The 15077-nt window shown below is 37.4% G+C and carries 13 protein-coding genes and 2 tRNA genes; 11 read left to right on the top strand and 4 right to left on the bottom strand.

Going from position 1 to position 15077, the window contains the following annotated elements:
• Nucleotides 1–427: 427 nt before the first annotated feature.
• The gene (locus ACRD64_RS13500; protein ID WP_430933916.1) at nt 428–2236 is read right to left on the bottom strand and encodes a hypothetical protein; all 1809 of its coding nucleotides are present in this window, start codon (nt 2234–2236) and stop codon (nt 428–430) included.
• A 333-nt stretch (nt 2237–2569) separates the two neighbouring features.
• A complete protein-coding gene (locus tag ACRD64_RS13495; RefSeq protein WP_430933915.1) occupies nt 2570–4000 on the bottom strand; it encodes a carbon starvation CstA family protein in 1431 nt (476 codons plus the stop codon).
• A 518-nt stretch (nt 4001–4518) separates the two neighbouring features.
• Between ACRD64_RS13495 and ACRD64_RS13490 the strand changes: the two genes are divergently transcribed.
• On the top strand, nt 4519–5238 hold the full coding sequence (locus ACRD64_RS13490) for a DUF6261 family protein (protein ID WP_430933914.1): 720 nt from the start codon (nt 4519–4521) through the stop codon (nt 5236–5238).
• A gap of 19 nt (nt 5239–5257) precedes the next feature.
• On the opposite strand, the gene ACRD64_RS13485 is transcribed toward ACRD64_RS13490, so the two are convergent.
• Both ACRD64_RS13485 and recF read right to left on the bottom strand, forming a co-directional pair.
• Nucleotides 5258–5551 (bottom strand): DUF721 domain-containing protein, encoded by a 294-nt coding sequence (locus ACRD64_RS13485; protein WP_430933913.1) that lies wholly within the window; start codon nt 5549–5551, stop codon nt 5258–5260.
• 5 nt (nt 5552–5556) lie between these two features.
• The gene (gene recF / locus ACRD64_RS13480; protein ID WP_430933912.1) at nt 5557–6663 is read right to left on the bottom strand and encodes a DNA replication/repair protein RecF; all 1107 of its coding nucleotides are present in this window, start codon (nt 6661–6663) and stop codon (nt 5557–5559) included.
• A gap of 210 nt (nt 6664–6873) precedes the next feature.
• On the opposite strand from recF, the gene ACRD64_RS13475 reads away from it, so the two are divergent.
• The 10 genes from ACRD64_RS13475 (at nt 6874) to ACRD64_RS13430 (ending at nt 14935) form a co-directional block, all read left to right on the top strand.
• On the top strand, nt 6874–7566 hold the full coding sequence (locus ACRD64_RS13475; protein WP_430933911.1) for a tetratricopeptide repeat protein: 693 nt from the start codon (nt 6874–6876) through the stop codon (nt 7564–7566).
• Nucleotides 7567–7646: 80 nt separating this feature from the next.
• Nucleotides 7647–8141 (top strand): 6,7-dimethyl-8-ribityllumazine synthase, encoded by a 495-nt coding sequence (ribH, locus tag ACRD64_RS13470; protein WP_430933910.1) that lies wholly within the window; start codon nt 7647–7649, stop codon nt 8139–8141.
• A 23-nt stretch (nt 8142–8164) separates the two neighbouring features.
• Nucleotides 8165–8247 (top strand) — tRNA-Tyr (locus ACRD64_RS13465).
• A gap of 157 nt (nt 8248–8404) precedes the next feature.
• Nucleotides 8405–8477: transfer RNA gene (locus ACRD64_RS13460), tRNA-Gly, on the top strand.
• Nucleotides 8478–8677: 200 nt separating this feature from the next.
• Nucleotides 8678–9142, top strand: coding sequence for a hypothetical protein (locus ACRD64_RS13455; protein WP_430933909.1), 465 nt, complete (start codon nt 8678–8680; stop codon nt 9140–9142).
• Between the two features lie 55 nt (nt 9143–9197).
• Nucleotides 9198–9812: a DEAD/DEAH box helicase gene (locus ACRD64_RS13450; protein ID WP_430933908.1), complete on the top strand. Its 615-nt coding sequence runs from the start codon at nt 9198–9200 to the stop codon at nt 9810–9812.
• Nucleotides 9813–10298: 486 nt separating this feature from the next.
• Nucleotides 10299–11147: a mechanosensitive ion channel family protein gene (locus tag ACRD64_RS13445; RefSeq protein ID WP_430933907.1), complete on the top strand. Its 849-nt coding sequence runs from the start codon at nt 10299–10301 to the stop codon at nt 11145–11147.
• 5 nt (nt 11148–11152) lie between these two features.
• Nucleotides 11153–11992, top strand: a complete 840-nt coding sequence (locus tag ACRD64_RS13440; protein ID WP_430933906.1) for a mechanosensitive ion channel family protein — start codon at nt 11153–11155, stop codon at nt 11990–11992.
• Nucleotides 11993–11996: 4 nt separating this feature from the next.
• Complete coding sequence (locus ACRD64_RS13435; protein WP_430933905.1) at nt 11997–14144, top strand: ATP-grasp domain-containing protein; 2148 nt, start codon at nt 11997–11999, stop codon at nt 14142–14144.
• Between the two features lie 338 nt (nt 14145–14482).
• Nucleotides 14483–14935 carry an Hsp20/alpha crystallin family protein gene (locus ACRD64_RS13430; RefSeq protein ID WP_430933904.1) on the top strand — a complete coding sequence of 151 codons (453 nt, stop codon included), beginning with the start codon at nt 14483–14485 and terminating at the stop codon, nt 14933–14935.
• Nucleotides 14936–15077: the final 142 nt, after the last annotated feature.

Genomic DNA, 15077 nt, shown 5'->3' with positions numbered 1-15077 from the left:
TTTCGGGGTTTTTTAATAATTTATTTCTCAACATGTTATTGACATGCAGTCTGTTATATATAAAAAGGCAGACCCTAAAGTAATTTCAATGTGTAATAGAATTTCTAATGCATATGGCGGGTTAAACTTTATAACTAATATAGGTGACCGTTATTTATACCCCTATTAGACTTCATCTAAATGCCCATTCCATGAACAAAATATATACATTACAAACGCTCAATATAAGCTTTTCTTTCCCAATAGCAATCAGGACGGCTGATGCCTGCTGACATGAAGGAATTTTTCATATTCCTAATGACAGATCTCGGATAAGCTTTTTATTTCATTCTGACCGAACATTAGTCATATATCATACAAAAGCCTGCTCTTTAATAGAAAGCAGGCTTTTGTATTATCATTTTATCTCCTGACAACAGGTCAGCATTTATTTCACAGGTTGCGGAATAAAAATCAACTCTAATTCCCGTTTATAATCGGCCAGGTCATTTAACACTTTTTCTTTCATATTTTTTAAGCTTTCATCTCCCAACGAAAACATTTCTTTATAATAGGAGATTCCATCTTGCAAATTCGCCTTAAACGAATTAAAATATTTTACCTGCGGTGGCGTAAAGTCTTCTTTACACTCCTCGATTTTGTTTTTTAGGTAATCCATATAAATTTTCAATTCCTTGATAAACACATTAGGCCTATCGGCATTAAAAAGACTGCTGGTTCTTCCATAAATATGGTCAACCATCTCTTTTAATGAGCTAATCTTATTAAAATAAGCTAAATTTGGTCCCGGACATACAACAACACCATGATTACCTTTGGGCAGTGCCAGTTTATGAAAATCCATTACAGTATTACCAAGTCCTACACACAAGCAGGCCTTTTCCACCAACTTGTCTACTTTAGCTTTTAATTCTGCAGGATTGGAAATCGTGTTTTTCAGCTCAGCAATCTTCGTTTTCTGATATTGAACCGAAGCTGTACAGATAGGATTTTTTGTGAATTCCGTATTGAACTGCAAAAATTTCTTTAAACACGCAGCGCCCGGCTTTCCGGCTTCAATACGTTTTTGTTTTTCGATATCGGCCCAGTTTCCCTTCACCGAATTAAAAGGAACACCTAACGGGGAAATATCGCTCAAATAGAAATCCTCCTCTTTTCCTTCTTTTAACACTTTTTGGGTAAACTCATCTACTGTAGTCGTTTCAGGCACTAACAAAAAAGGAGAACCCCAACCAACTGATTCCATTCCATAATAATCCAGGAACATTTGATGTTCGTGTGCATCACCAACACCGCCCTGAACCGTATAAGCTACCGGAAAAGCCTGCTCAACCTCAATACCTTTTTCTTGTTTTAACACATTAGCATAACCGGTGAACAACATACTTACCAGCTTCTCTTTGTTATCTTTAAATTCCTTTAGGATTGGGCCTAGCAAATAGCCATCTGATGCAAATGCATGACCTCCGCAATTTAAGCCGGATTCAATTCTATATTCTGAAACCCAAAGACCTTTTTTTCCCAGGAACCGGCCTTGAATCATAGCCGAACGGTAATCACTTACCTTTAATACAATCCTTTTTTTCAATTTTCCATCCGCATCAGGATAAAAATCTTTAAAGCTAGCCATGTAACCGTATAAGCGAGGGTTTAATCCGGCAGAAAGAACTAGAGAAGCATCCAGCTTACTTTCGGCAAAACCTTTTAAAGCAGCGTGTGCATCGTTATACTCAGTGGGATAAGGCTCTTTATCTTTATTAAAGTTTACGCCATCTAATTTGGTCATGATATTTACGTCAATACTTCCGGGACGCATGGAGCTTCGCAATTCTTCCTGCAACTTTCCTTTAGCACGACTATCTTCCCCAAGCATCTGATCATACTTGATTTTAAGAGGAGAATTTGCAGGCAACAACTCAAAATACTTGGTTATTTCGCTCCCTTCTTCAAACGGGGAATTCTTCACTGCTTCAAATTGTCTTAGGACAATGTCATGTACTAAATCTAAATACTGACGTACAATAGTCGCCCTGTTTTCGGGGTTTGAAGCATCTAACAATTCATAAGTCAGACCATTCTTTTTGCTATGTATTTCAATTAAATGATTCATTATATAATGATCCGACAATGGAACTACCGAGTGGATTCCATATTTGGCGACCTTTAATGGCGATTCAATTGTATATCCTGTGCCCATAACAGGGATATGAAAGGTATGCAGTGCTTTGTTTATCATCCGAATTAAATATTTTTAAAAACGCAAAGTTAATTATTGCAGATCGGTTACAAATCTTGATCGTGATAATTGATTGAGATAATCGCATAATTAACTAACTCGTACATTTTGTACGAATAGTCTAATTTGTTTGAACATGCCCTTCGATAGTGCCAGTGAGCGATTTATTGCCCAATAAAAAACGCCTACCAAATAAAGTAAGCGTTAAAATCACGTTCAAAGATACTCAAATATTTACATTCATCATGTATTTTCAATAACTATTCTATATAAAATCTTCTTTAATGCCTATTAAAAAAGATACCAGCGTTAAGTCAAGTTATTTATAATGATTTATTCTGTTAACGCAAGCCTGGCTTTACCGGTACTGTATAAATAAAATCCCATTCCTAATAAACCCGAGGCAATCCCAACCGAGTAAGAGATATTTTGATCCAACTGAAAACCCTCCGGCGCTATCAAAATATAGCTAATTACCACCGAAGTCATAAATACAGCAGGGATCAATACAAACCAATACTTACCGGTTGTTTTACGCATATATACTGCTGCCGTCCATAACACAAAAACAGACAATGTTTGGTTGGCCCAACCAAAATAACGCCAAACTATACCAAAATCAACTTGCGTTAAGATGATAGCAACCAAAAATATGGGGACAGTAACATACAAGCGTTGAATCAATTTACCTTGTTTGATTTTAAAAGAATCGGCAATGGTTAAACGGGCACTTCTAAAAGCGGTGTCGCCAGAGGTTATCGGTGCTGCCACTACTCCAATCAAAGCTAAAATCCCTCCCACTTTTCCTAATAAAGAATTACATATTTCATTTACAATAGGTGCTGCATTGTTTTTAGCTTCAGCAAAGCTAACTCCCAGATCGCTTACTCCACCAAAGAAAGCCATCGCAATTGCTGCCCAGATAAGTGCGACAATCCCTTCTGTGATCATTGCTCCAAAAAATATCTTCTTACCATCTTTTTCGTTGGGAAGACAGCGTGCCATTAGTGGGGATTGAGTTGAATGAAAACCCGATACAGCTCCGCAGGCAATAGTAATAAACAACAAAGGAAATATTGGAAAACTTGAGGATTCACTATGCATATTGACCAAGTTTCCCGGTACTAGTTCAGGAATTTTATATCCGCCAAACACCATTGTTACCGTAATTCCAACCGCCATAATCAATAAACTCAAACCAAAAACAGGATAAATTCTTCCAATAAGCTTGTCTATTGGAATCATAGTTGCCAATAAATAATATACAAATATACCGATAACCAAAATGGTAACATCCACACCTGTAATGCCTTGAAGAATTGCGGCGGGTCCTTTCACAAACACAACTCCTACTATAATCAATAAGCCAACTGCAAACACGCGCATAAAATTTTTGGTTCCATTGCCCAAATACATTCCAACAATTTCAGGTATGCTGGCACCCTTGTGCCGGATAGATAACATCCCCGAGAAATAATCATGAACAGAACCTATAAATATACAGCCAAGTACTATCCAAATAAATGCGACAGGTCCCCACAATGCACCTGCAATGGCACCAAATATGGGACCTAAACCTGCAATATTTAAAAACTGAATTAGAAAAATCCTGGCATTACTCAATGGCACAAAATCAACGCCGTCATGTTGGGTAATTGCCGGTGTAGGTCTATCGGGATCTGCCCCAAATTGTTTTTCGATAAAACCTCCGTAAATAAAATAAGCAGCAACCAGAACCGCAATACAGATAAAGAAAGTAATCATGAAAAGATTTTTATATTTAAAAACGATTTACATGAAATCAAATAAATTTCACAATGTCATACGCACAACAAATTTAATCATTCATAAAAAAATGGCAAGCCAAACGTTTTTGACTCGCCATTTTTTATGCCCACCATTGAACGAAAGCACCGCAGACCTCGTTACGCTTGTCTGGCCGGCGCATACTTTCATGCACTGTTCAATGATTTTATTGCAATAGCTATTGTTTTTACTTTTTAGTAGTTTGCATTGCTTTACAAAACGAATATAATTCATGTAATTGGCTTTTTAAACCATATGTTAAACATATTTATTTTCTTTAACCCACTAGCCACTCAGATGTTAACTTACGTTTTTATTTTTTTTAGAATGGATGACAATACGACCATAAAAATGATTTTTCGAAGCATATTGCATCTCGTTTAACTCAAACCCACAAATTGAATAATAACGCTCACTAAATTCGAATAATTATTTATTTTTGATGACATTAGAGATCCACAATATAACGATAGCCCATGCCGTCCATTATTAATTACAGAAGTAACGTTGAAGAAATAAAAAACACCGCTCTAGGTATTGTAGAAATTTTCGGCAACGATATGTATGTCAACGACAGTTATTTGACAGAAGTTATCAGCACGCTCAGGGAGAACACATCTAAAATGATAGATTCTTTAAACGAGGAAATTGTAAAAAGTACGCTGGCCCCATTAGATTCAAAACGCGACAATTCTGCCCGGGTAATCTTCCTGGAGGTAAAATCAAAAATATTGTGGCCCGATGAAAAAATCGCTCAAGCTGCCCAGACAATCATGGACGTGTTAAACAAATATGGCATGGAAGTCATCCACCTGAGTTACCGCGAAGAATCGGAATGCCTTAAATCAATGCTGGAAGATTTTGAGAAAGATGAAATAGCTGCGGCTTGCAGCAAACTTCACGATTTTGATATACTCATTGATCAGTTAAAAAAGGATCAGGAAATATTTGAGAAAGCATTTCAAGAATATCTCTCCAAAAAAGAAGAAAAGCGCAACCTGTTATCCGCAAGCAAAATTGCTCAACTAATCAAAGATCAAATCAATAAGGAATTAACCAATTATATTGAAGTGATGGCCAAAGTCAAACCTGAACTTTTTGCCGAACCTGCCCAAAAGATGGAAAACATTATTGCCGAAAACAATACCGTTGTAAAAGAAAGAATTGCGAAATTAAACGAAAGGGAACTGCTATAATACTGCTATAATATTATAACTATCGAATGACTACTGCCGTAACAATCTGATGCCCCACCTCTTCGTTTAGGGCATGCATTATTTTATCCTTTAACATCAACAGTTCGTTTCGCATTACGCTGGAATTAATACTAAGGTACAAGGTGCCCTGGTGAACATAGATATTGGTTGTGGCACGTGCAACCGTTTTTCCGATTACCTTTTCCCACGACCTGATTACCCGGTTCTCGAGCATTTTGTGATCCAATTCCCTGTTTTGACTCAGGTATTCCTTAATGATTGATTTTATATGTTGTGCATTTTTCCTTTCCATAGCTGCTACCCTTGCTTGTTAAATTCTCCTTCTTCCACCAAAAATATACTGCTTTCCTTATTAATCTTTTTCAGTACAGGCTTAATTCTGTTTAACTGGGTGTCCGTAATAAATATCTGACTAAAAAAATCGCTACCCACTAATTCAATCAGTCGATCACCCCGTTCACTATCCAATTTATCAAAAATATCGTCGAGCAACAATATGGGTTTTCTTTTTTTGTGTTCTGACAAGAACTTGAACTGCCCCAGCTTTAACGCTATTAAAAAAGTCTTTTTTTGCCCTTGCGAACCCATTTTTTTTATGGGGTACCCTCCTATTTTAAAATCAACATCATCTTTATGAATCCCCTTGGTACTATAACCAAGTATCATATCTTTTTCTCTGCAGTCCCTCAAAGCACGCTCAAAGTCAGCTTCGCTCAGATGCGACTTGTAGGCAAACTCCACCACTTCCTTATCGCCGGAAATAAAGTTATACATTTCCAGGAAAACAGGTTTTAATTCTTCCAGGAATTGCAGTCGGGCATTGGAAATTTTCTTACTCAATTCAAGGATTTGAAAATCCCAGGTATCCAACATTTCATGCGCTTGTGCATTTAACGATTTCAAATTCTTCAAATATATGTTGCGCTGTGAAATGACTTTGTTATAATTAATCAGATGCTCCAAATAAGCCTTGTCGTATTGCGAAATAACACTATCGATATATCTTCGCCGCTGTTCGCTACCCTCCACAATCAATCGCTCATCCTGAGGCGAAATCATTACCAGAGGCAGCAGGCCTATATGATTCGAGAGTTTATCGTACTCCTTTTTGTTACGCTTAAACTGTTTCTTTACCCCTTTTTTAAACCCGCAATAAATATGCTCTTCTTCCCTATTGACCTCATAGGTACCTTGAATCACGAAGAAATCGTGCTCGTGCCGAATATTTTGGCTATCCACAGGGTTAAAATAACTTTTACAAAACGACATATAATAAATGGCATCGAGCATATTGGTTTTTCCGGCACCGTTTGAACCAATAAAACAATTTATGCCCTCGTTCAATTGAAGTTGTGCAAGTTCAATGTTTTTAAAATTAATGAGATGTAAATGTTTAAGATACATGCAAGCCTTTGTTTAAGCTCACAAATGTAATTATTCTCTAAGAAATAAAGCATCCGCAACCTTTGACTTTCACCAAAAATGCAGGCCAAAGCGTTTGTTAATTGATTCTGCTGACAATATTTTAACAAAACACCTAAAGAAATACGATTACGTATTTTGATTTTTTCACAAAACAACTACATTTGCGTAGCAATAAAAAATAAATAATTCATGTCGAATAAGGAAAAAGAATACGCCACGGAAACCAGCATGGAAAATGTTGAGCAAGCGTTAAGTAAAACGGAACAATTTATTGAGGATAATCAAAAGGTTCTTACCATTATCATGTTTGCCGTTATTATTGTAATCGGAGGATACTGGGGGGCTAAAAAATTATATTTCGCACCGCAAGAACAACAAGCACAAGTAGATATGTTTCAAGCTCAAAACTACTTTGAGAAAGACAGCTTTAACCTGGCTTTAAATGGTGACGGAATGAATCTTGGCTTTTTGGAAATTGTTGACGATTACGGAATGACCAAGCCGGGAAACCTGGCCAAATATTATGCAGGTGTATCCTATCTGCATTTAGGTCAATTTGATGATGCCATTGAATTTTTGAGCAGCTTTTCGAGTGACGACGAGTTGTTAGATGCGACAGCAAAAGGTGCTCTTGGCGATGCATACCTCGAAAAAGGCGATGTGGATGCTGCCATCAGCCATTATAAAGGTGCCGCTGATATCAACAACAGTATTGTGGCCCCTACCTATCTTTTAAAATTGGGATTGGTTTACGAAGAACAGAAGGAATACGGCCAGGCATTGGAAGCATACCAAAAAATAAAGGACGATTTCAAAACAGCCATGGAAGCCAGAAACATCGACAAGTACATTACCAGAGCGCAAATTTTAGCAAGCAAATAATTCAAGAAATAAAAATAAATGATGAAAGAGGTTGCCGGTTTTGGTAACCTCTTTTACATTTGTACCCTAAAATTGATTTTATGGCAACAAGTTTGAAAAACCTGTCGGACTACGACAAAAGCAAAATGCCTTCCGCTGCAAACATGAAATTTGGCATTGTGGTGGCTGAATGGAACGAGGAAATTACCGAAGCGCTATACGATGGGGCATACAATACCTTAATTGACAATGGGGCCAATCCTGATAACATTATCAAAAAATATGTTCCCGGTAGCTTTGAGCTTACAAAAGGTGCCAAATATATGGCCGATTACACCGACGTGGATGCCGTCATTTGCCTGGGTTGTGTTATCCAGGGCGACACGCCACATTTCGATTTTGTATGTGATGGTGTAACGCAAGGTATCACTCAATTAAATTTAGATTATCCCATACCGTTTATTTTCGGGCTTATTACAACCCTAAACTTACAACAAGCCAAGGACAGAGCTGGTGGAAAGCATGGCAACAAAGGTGATGAAGGAGCAATTACCGCCATAAAAATGGTAGATATGGGTTGGAGTTTAAAAAAATAAATTCTAGATTTGAACGCGCATTGGGGGAGATACCAAAGCGGCCAACTGGGACGGACTGTAACTCCGTTGTCTTACGACTTCGCAGGTTCGAATCCTGCTCTCCCCACTTAAAATCGGAAGACGTTCGATTTATATGAAATATGCCAATGTGGCTCTCGAAAACAAACGAACCGAAGATTTGTATTTTAAGGAAGTGGCCCAAGCATTGCATTCAAGGGGTAAATGGCAGCATAAAAGTGGCCATCGCCCATAACAAAGCACAGGCGAAAGTAGCTCAGCTGATAGAGCATCAGCCTTCCAAGCTGAGGGTCGCGGGTTTGATCCCCGTCTTTCGCTCATTCAAAAGCCATTCGACTTCGTTCGGATGGCTTTTTTTATGTGGTATCAGTACCCCATAGATACACGCTAAAATTTGAAAACTAGCATTGCCTGCGGAGAATCCATTATGGAATCCTTCCAACTAAAACAACATGGCATTAATCTTTTTTCTTGTTTCTGCGTTAAAACATATATCATGCAAGATAAATCGACTAGTTATGCCTTTTGACAAAGAAAGAAAATTAAATGAGTTATTTACCAACTTTAAACGTACGGACAAATTTTATGCTGAATTTAAGTTGGAATTCAAATCGGTGATAATGGATGTTATTTTGGATTATTATCCCGAATTTAAGCAAAAGGATGTTCTGAACGATATGATGGGCCATTATGCAACCGAAGTTTTGAGTGCGACGGAGTCCGTATTGGACAAAGACAAAAACTATCCTGAGGAAAGAAAAATTGAAGAGTTGGGGTACATGGACAGGCTTTTAAACAAGGAACAGGTTATCGCCAGGCAAAGCGCTTTTTCCGAAACCGTACATCAAAAAGTTAAGGAGCTAATTGTTGCACATTACCCCAACATAGTAGACTTGTCCACATATGGGTTTAGATTGCTCGAAAGAAATATGAAGATGCATTTGATTGGTTTTATTTCGCAATTTTTATCGTTTGTAAAATAGTAGCCTAATTTTATTATTTTTGCGCTTTCTACAACCCGAATAACAAGGAAAGTACATGAAATTAAAAAAGTTATTACCCGAACTGGCTACAGGAATTATAAATGAGGGCCTCGACAAAACACCCAGACAGATTCAAACAGATGCCATTCCTAAAATTAAATCCGGTGCTGATGTAATTCTGATATCACCAAAAGATTCGGGTAAAACCACAGCCCTTGTTATTGGAACCATCCAGCAATTGAAAAAGCCGTTTGAAGAGGCACCCCGCGCCATCATTATCACGTCAACTAAAGAAAAAGCATTTGAAATCGAAGAACAGATAGCGCTGCTTGGCAAACAGTGCAATCTAAGGACTTTTGTAGCTTTTGACAAGGGTATCATTCAGTATCAGAAAGATGAAATTTACGATGGTCTGGATGTATTAATTTGCACGCCCAAACGCCTGACCGAACTGGTTAACATCAACGGTGTTCCCATGACCAAAATAAGCCTTATTATTATGGACGATGCCGACACGCTTATCACAAACAGTTCCCACTCCATTATTTATCGCATTGGCGATGGCGTAAAAAAAGCGCAGATAATTATTGCAGCCGACAAATGGCACAATAAATTCGACGATCTGTCGGACAGAATATTAAAAAACCCTATCATTATCGAAAACAAATAAAAGGATTCAAGTTCTGAAAGAAAAAACAATGTATTGAATTACCGCAAATAGCGATAACTACAGTGCAGAAACTTTTACCTCTACAAACTTGTAATATTATACCTGCAAAACATATAAAAAAAATGTGTTACCAATCAGATGATTGGCGTCTAAACAAAAAAGAAATACATTTTCACCTAAAACAAAAGAACTAAAACCACACGATGCACAACTTAGTCTGATCATGTATATCCATACTGGTCAATACATTAATAGTGTCCAACACTGGTTAGCCACTTGGCAAAGTTTGATTTTGGCTACTGAAATTTTAGCTAAACTTAACCGCTGTGGGGACCGTAATTATTCCGGTAAATAATTAGTATATTACCTCCCATATTCTGCTGAAAAATGGCAGAATATGGGAGGTGAGGTACCTAAAGTTAAGCTTTTGGAATGGTAAAACATTGACATTATTCGTACATTGTTAATGTAAAATACGACACATAAATGGAAGAATATTATACCCTAATTAAAATTGGCATAGTTGTTTTAGCAGCCCTAATAATTAACCTTATATTACGAAGAGTGATTAAACTTTTGACGACCAAATACGCCAAAAGAGTTTCAGCCGATGCCACCTCGTTTTCGTTCCTTAAAAATTCTGTAGGGTTCATCATATTTAGTGTAGTCATCATTTATATTATCCAATATATACCGGGATTAAAAAATATTGGGACTGCTTTATTTGCCGGTGCAGGTATTTTTGCTGCCATTGTTGGTTTTGCAGCCCAAAAAGCGTTTGGAAATATAATAAGCGGTATATTTATACTGATATTTCGTCCTTTTAGGGTGGGTGATACGGTGTATATTGGTAACATATACCGAGGTATTGTTGAGGAGATAACATTAAGACATATTGTAATTCGGGATTACGAAAACAGGAGAATTATTATACCCAATGGAATTATCAGTGAAGAAACCATAGTAAACAGTTCCATCTCGGATATTTCCATCAAAAAGCATATTGAATTCCGCATAGATTTTAATTCTGACATCGATAAAGCGCTGGAGATATTGAAGGAAGAGGCAGAAAAGCATCCATTGACAGTGGATGCCAGAACCGCTGAACAAATTGAAAAGGGCTCGCCTAAAGTAATGGTCAGGATCGTAACCATTGAAGAGTATGCCTATCGACTGCGGGCTTGGGTTTGGGCCAAGGATAACGATGATGCGTTCATTATATCCTGTGACTTAAACTATTCAATACCCAAACTATTTAGAGAGAATGGCATTTCGATACCCTATCCTCACCAAGAGGTTATAATAAAAAAACAGCTTGATAAATTTGGAAAGTAACTCATATGATGGAAGAAATTAAAAACGTTTTAGATTATACCATACTTAATTTGGGCAATACGCAATTAAAAGTTTTTACGCTATTTATAATAATTGCCATTTATTTTGTCACTAGGCTTATTCTTAGAATCATAAAAAAGGCTTTATGGCAAAAACGATTATTTAGTAAGCTTGACGATGGAACTGCCTACGCCATATTTAAAATCATCAAATATATAGTTTGGCTTATTGCCATCGGTTTCTTTTTGGAATCCATGGGCATTAAATTAACTTTACTTATAGCCGGTTCAGCTGCTCTGTTGGTTGGGGTAGGTCTTGGTTTACAACAAACCTTTAACGATGTTATTTCCGGAATCATCTTATTATCGGAGCGTTCCATCAAACTAGGTGATATTTTGGAAATTGATGGTGACATCGTTAAGGTTCAAATTATTGGAATTAGAACATCGAAAGGATTAAACCGGGACGAAATAACGGTGATCATCCCCAATTCCCTGATTACAACAAACAAAGTAATCAACTGGAGTCATCAGTCAAAGAAAACCAGGTTTAAAATAAATATTGGCGTTAGCTATGGAAGTGACATTGAGTTGGTGATAAAAACCCTGGAAGCCAGCGTTTTAGCTCATCCCGACATATTCAACAAGAACTTGATAGAAGCCAGACTGATTGATTTTGGATCGTCATCCATTGATTTTCAGGTCCTGTTTTTTAGCGAGAATATATTTGAAATAGAAAGAGTCAAAAGCGATATCAGAAGAATTATTCATGCCAAACTGAAGGAAAATGGCATAACTATCCCATTCCCTCAAATGGATTTACATTTAAAATCAAAAGAATTTTAATAAAATGAAAATAGCGCTTATTTATAATAAAGATTTAACGGGTGTAATTAACACGTTGGGCATGCAGAATAAAGAGTTTTATTCTGAGGCGAATGTAAAACGGGTAGCCGAAAGCCTTGAAAAAGCCGGGCATAATGTACATATTTTAGATGGAAACATGTACATCATTGAACGTCTGCAACATTATATGCCCAGGGTTATTGATGGTGAGCATATGGGAATGGTGTTTAATATGGCCTATGGTATTCAAGGTGAAAGCAGATATACGCACATCCCTTCCATGCTGGAAATGCTAGGAATTCCTTACGTGGGCTCGACACCTTCGGGACATGCTTTGGCATTAGATAAAGTAATGACAAAAATTGTTTGGCAAAACCACCGGTTGCCAACGCCCGATTTTTGGGTTTTCAGCAGTGTTGAGGACGACTTTTCAACGGTTCATTATCCAGTAATTGTTAAACCCAAAATGGAAAGCGTTTCTTTTGGGCTCAAGGTGGTTTACAACCAAGAAGATTTAAAAGAAGCCGTTAATTTTATTGTAACGGAATTTCAGCAACAAGCTTTAGTGGAGGAGTTTATTCGTGGAAGAGAATTTTGTGTTGGTCTGCTCGGAAACAACCCGGTTGAAGCCTTTCCTGTTTTGGAAATAGACCTGGAGGGTGACCCTGATGCCATTCAAACGGTGGGTGATAAAAAAGGAAAACCACGCCAAAAAGTCTGTCCGGCCAATATATCTCCGGAACTGGCCGACAGAATGCAAAAATTCAGTATTGAATCCTTTAAAGCTTTAGGTTTAAGAGATTTCGCCCGGGTTGACATACGCTTGGACGAAGAAGACAATATATATTTGTTAGAAATTAACTCCATGGCAAGCCTTGGGGTTTCCGGCTCTTATCCCCATGCGGCAAAAGTAGCAGGTTACGATTATCAGAAATTGGTTAATCGAATGCTGGACGTTGCTGCGATTAGATATTTTGGTGGCATGCGACCTATCGAAGGAGAGGCATCTTCAAAGAAACTTCCTTTACACAGTCGTCTTCGCACTTTTATCCGAAGTAGAAACGACCAGGCAGAGACATTGTTGGAGAAACTGGTTAATATCAACACATATGTTCGTAACGTAAGTGGTATCAACCAGGCCATTAATTTAATAAAAACAGAATTAGCACCTATTGGTTTTACGCAAGAGGTTTTTCCGAACCTTGAAGTGGGCAACGTGGTTTATTTCTCAAATTCTTATAAAGAAGAAGTTGATTGGCTCTTAATATTGTCTGTTGATGACCAACAAAAACTGGAAGAACAGGAATCTTTTTATGCAACAGAACACAAGTTATACGGTACTGGTGTATGGGAAAACAAAGGTGGTATTGTAACAACATTACTGGCATTGCAGGCTTTAAGGTTTAGCCGCTTATTAAAAAAACTTAAAATTGGAGTTATAGTTATTCCTGATACTAATATCGGCGGTAAGTTCTCACGAGAAGTGTTAAATACTAAAGCAGCAAAAGCAAGGCACATTATTGCTTTGCATGGAGGAAATGATGAAGGAAGTGTTATTACCAGCCGCTCAGGTAGTACCAATTACGTTTACGATGTTAAATTGGTTGACAATACAGCTGAGAATGTGGCAAAAGTATCGGCCCTATTTTATAAAACTTTGGCATCTATTGTGGATATCTCAAAGAATAACCCGGATGTGGTATTAGCCCCATACAACACCAGTTTTAAATCAAATATCTTTAAAGGTTTTGCCAGCGGCTCCTCTAAAATAAGTGTTCGCTTTAACCACAAAGAAGAGTATGAAGCGATTGACCAAAAAGTCAGTAAATTGGTAACCCCTACAAAGAATCAGTTAAAAATGTATAGCAGTCAGTTGCAAGGCGGGGTTTCAAGGCTTCCGATGCCCGAATCTGAAGATAGCAAAAGGGTATTCAATATCTTGCGGAAATTGTCAAAACTAAGCGATGTGAATATTAAAAAAGAACACCGTTGGAGCTCGTCTAACATTTGTAATGTAGTAAAAGGTTGCCCTAAAATTGACGGACTGGGACCCACAGGCGGTTACGATAAAAAATGGGCTGAGTACATATACAGAAATAGTATTACGGACAGAGCTTTGCTTTTGGCTCTTTTGTTAAATGAAAAACTATAAAATTGGATTCGTATTCCCATGGGCTATAATGGCCTATGGGAATACCATTGAAAACAGTTATTATTCGTGAATAAGTATCGTTAATTATTTACACTCCATCATACCCTATGCAAGTTTGTCAGCTAAAGAGGTCATTATGACATTATTACTCCCCTTCCCTCTGTCAAAATTACTGACGAATCATATCCTCTCTTTTATACTCAAAAAACTAAATATTTGTAAATCAGCAAAAACACTAAAACAGCGTAAGAGGTTACTGTAAATTGGCATTCTGTTTGAAAAATCCTCAATGAGTTTATAAAAATTTGTTGAACTAAAATTTTTGGAGGATTAACGCTATGACACTTGCAAAATTATCAAACAACTGGTTCCCATCAGTTCCTTCAATTTTCGATAGGTTTTTTGATGGCGAATTAATGGATTGGAATAGGACCAACTATTCCAGCACAGACACTACCTTACCTGCGGTAAACGTTAAAGAAAACAACAATGAGTTTTTAATTGACGTTGCTGCTCCGGGGTTATCTAAAGAAGACTTCAAATTAAACTATGACAACGGTCGCTTGACTATTTCATCTGAAAAGAAAAATGAATTTGAAGAAAAAGAGGGCGAAAAGATCACAAGACGTGAATATAGTTACCAGTCGTTCCAACGCTCATTCACCGTTTCTGAAAATGTAGTTGACGCGGAAAAAATTGGAGCCAATTACGAAAACGGGATCCTTCACATCACACTTCCTAAACGTGAGGAAGTTAAGCCCAAACCCGCAAAACAAATTAAGATTGTGTAATTGATAATGGGCAGGCCATCCCTGCCCTGTTTTATTAATCTTAAATTTCTTGTTAAGAAATGAGCCATTGTATTGTTTCCTCATACGGGTAAATCAATATTGGCAAGTTTCTCCAATAACTTAGAAACTAAAACTTAAATGA

Origin of the sequence: Saccharicrinis sp. 156, assembly GCF_050589685.1 — a bacterium.
Taxonomy (GTDB): Bacteria; Bacteroidota; Bacteroidia; order Bacteroidales; family Marinilabiliaceae; genus Saccharicrinis.
This window is presented reverse-complemented; position numbering and strand designations above follow the sequence as displayed.